This is a genomic window from Photobacterium sp. OFAV2-7 (genome assembly GCF_022347985.1).
Lineage (GTDB): Bacteria > Pseudomonadota > Gammaproteobacteria > Enterobacterales > Vibrionaceae > Photobacterium.
The window spans coordinates 1-3,319 of record NZ_JAKRFQ010000587.1 but is presented as its reverse complement, the minus strand read 5'-3'; the positions used below and the strand labels follow the sequence as shown (position 1 = coordinate 3,319).

The window sequence follows — 3,319 nt, the reverse complement described above, 5'->3', positions numbered from 1 at the left end:
CGAATGGCCGCTGATCGCCCGGTAAGATTAATAAACCACCAAAAACTTAAATTTCAGAGAATAAGGAAAGAGTAACAGCATAAAATTGGCATTAACAACCAACACAAAACAAACTACCGAAATAATAATTTTTAGAACAAAAAATTACAGAAATACAATTGATTAGAATTTTATACGCTTCGGGTATTTATTATCATTCCCACCAATAAAAAGCCCCGCAGTACGGGGCTTGATAACAAACAGTAACAGTATTGGTTACATGCTGTATGTGTACGGTGCCTGAATACCCAGCGGGATACCAATCGCCCAGTAGGCCAACAGGAAGATTGTCCAGCCAATCAGCATGGCAATCGAGTACGGCATCATCAGTGAAGCCAGCGTACCAATACCTGAACTCTTCACATAACGCTGGGTATAGACCACCACCAGCGGGAAGAACACCATCAGTGGTGAAATGATATTGGATACAGAATCACCCACACGGTACGCCGCCTGAGTCAGTTCAGGAGAAATACCAACTGCCATCAGCATTGGCACCAAGATTGGGCCAATCAAGGCCCACTTCGCCGATGCCGAGCCAACCAGCAGATTGACAAACGCAGTCAGAAGAATCATACCAACAATGGTGATCTGACCTGGCAGGTTCATGGCTTTCAGCAGATCGGCTCCCGATAGTGCCAACAATGTACCAAGGTTAGACTGGCTGAATGCAGCCAGGAACTGGGCACAGAAGAAGGCCATTACAATATAGCCGCCCATGGTTCCCATAGTCGCCGACATTGCCTTGATAATATCGTCACTCGATTTGAACGAGCCTGACACACGCCCGTATACCACACCCGGAATAATGAACAGGATAAAGATCAGCGGCACAATCGACTGCATCAGCGGTGCAGTAAAGGCCGTTATTTCACCTTCTGGTGAGCGCAGTGGCGAAGTTTCTGGGAAAACGGCCGCCACCAATGCCACGATACCGATAACCATTGCCCAGCCGGCGCGATTGAAAGCTTTTGATTCAGTGTCAGTGAATGAGCCCAGATCCGGCGCTTCTTCCGCATCGTCATCGATTGGTGTCTTGCTCAGGCGTGGCTCGATGATTTTCTCAGTGACATACCAGCCGATCGCTACAACAATAATTGAGGACAGGCCAGTAAACAGCAAGTTAGACAGCGGGTTAACGACATACTCAGGGTCAAGAATTTGCGCAGCAGACTGAGTAAAGCCAGCCAATAGCGGGTCAATGCCCGAAGGAATAAAGTTAGCCGAGAAGCCACCCGATACACCAGCAAATGCCGCGGCGATACCCGCTAACGGATGACGACCCGCAGCATGGAAAATAATACCACCTAGAGGAATAACCAGGACGTAGCCGGCATCTGCGGCAGTGTGGGAAACAATCGCCACCAAGATAAGCATTGGTGTAAGCAGCTTGGCTGGCGTGAAGTTAAGCATTTTCTTCAGGCCGGTGTTAATGAACCCGGAGGCTTCTGCGACACCGACACCCAGCATCGCTACCAATACAATGCCAAGCGGTGCAAATCCGGTAAAGGTTTTTACCATACCAGACAGGAACCCTGCCAGGGACTGGCCTGTCAGAAGGTTGTTGATCTCAATGGCTTGTCCTGTAACAGGGTGGATCAGTCCAAACTCGAACTGAGAAAGTAGTGCTGACAAGGCCCAGACGATGACGAGTCCCCAGAAAAAAAGTAGGGCCGGATCGGGGATTTTATTACCTGCGCGTTCTATGAAGTTTAAGAACTTATCCATCGCACTCGATGGTGCATCGGGTGCTTTCTGTACTGCTTCATTACTCATGGGAACTCCATGGCTGTTGATGATGTGTATAGTTGCGGCGCTGAATTTATAGTTTTGTCGCCAATCAAATATCCCTCTCGGGTTATTAGATGATTGTAATGAAATCAAGGCAATAAAACGCACACAAACCCAACAAACAACCATAAAGCACAAGGATATTTTGTAAAAAAGTATTAATACAGAACCTATCACCAACGATCTTTTAACACACCAGAATCATTTGCTCAACAACAATACCTACAAGCAAACCAGCACTTCGTTTTTATTGCCCATTAGCATTTATCTTCTAGCTCACTAGGATCAAAACGAAAAAAGGCACCCGAAGGTGCCTTTTTCAACGACTTCGCCCAGTCAATAACAGAGGCGAAGCATCAAAGCTTCTGTCAACGCAGTAAACTTATTCCCACTCGATTGTCGCTGGCGGTTTACCGGAAACATCGTAAACCACACGGGAGATCCCATCGACTTCGTTAATAATACGGTTCGATACCTTGCCAAGGAAATCATATGGCAGGTGGGCCCAGTGCGCGGTCATAAAGTCGATTGTCTCGACAGCACGTAGCGATACTACCCAGTCGTACTTACGACCGTCGCCCATTACACCAACCGAACGTACCGGCAGGAATACGGTGAAGGCCTGAGACACTTTGTGGTACAGATCAGCATTGTGCAGCTCTTCAATAAAGATTGCATCAGCGCGGCGCAGCAAGTCACAGTACTCTTTCTTCACTTCGCCCAGTACACGAACACCCAGGCCAGGCCCCGGGAACGGATGGCGGTAAAGCATGTTGTATGGCAAGCCCAGTTCCAGACCAATCTTGCGAACTTCATCTTTAAACAGCTCTTTAAGCGGTTCAACCAAGCCCATTTCCATGTCTTCCGGCAGGCCGCCGACGTTATGGTGAGACTTGATAACGTGCGCTTTACCCGTTTTAGATGCCGCCGATTCAATCACATCCGGGTAGATAGTGCCTTGTGCCAGCCATTTCGCATTCTCAAGTTTCTTCGACTCTTCGTCGAACACATCAACAAAGACGTGACCAATGATCTTACGCTTGGCTTCCGGATCCGCTTCGCCAGCCAGTGCGTCAAGGAAACGGTTTTCAGCGTTCACGTGAACAATGTTGAGGCCAAAGTGATCGCCAAACATCTCCATCACCTGCTCGCCTTCGTTCAGACGAAGCAGACCGTTGTCGACAAATACACAGGTTAGCTTGTCACCGATGGCACGGTGGATAAGCATTGCCACCACCGATGAGTCAACACCGCCGGACAGGCCAAGGATCACCTCGTCGTCACCCACCTGCTCTTTGATGCGGGCAACGGCGTCTTCAATAATATTGGCCGACGTCCAAAGCTTTTCACAACCACAGATGTTCAGCACGAAGTTTTCGATAATGCGCATCCCCTGGCGGGTGTGCGTAACTTCAGGGTGGAACTGAACGCCGTAGAAGTGCTTCTCTTCATTGGCCATTGCAGCATAAGGACAGGTATCGGTTTCTGC

General features: G+C 48.7%; 2 protein-coding genes. Both read right to left on the bottom strand.

Annotated features, from left to right (window positions below):
• Window positions 1-255: 255 nt before the first annotated feature.
• On the bottom strand, window positions 256-1,815 hold the full coding sequence (locus MHN01_RS21320) for an AbgT family transporter (RefSeq protein WP_239413317.1): 1,560 nt from the start codon (window positions 1,813-1,815) through the stop codon (window positions 256-258).
• 397 nt (window positions 1,816-2,212) lie between these two features.
• A partial coding sequence (guaA, locus tag MHN01_RS21315; RefSeq protein ID WP_239413316.1) for a glutamine-hydrolyzing GMP synthase occupies window positions 2,213-3,319 on the bottom strand: 1,107 nt, incomplete at its 5' end.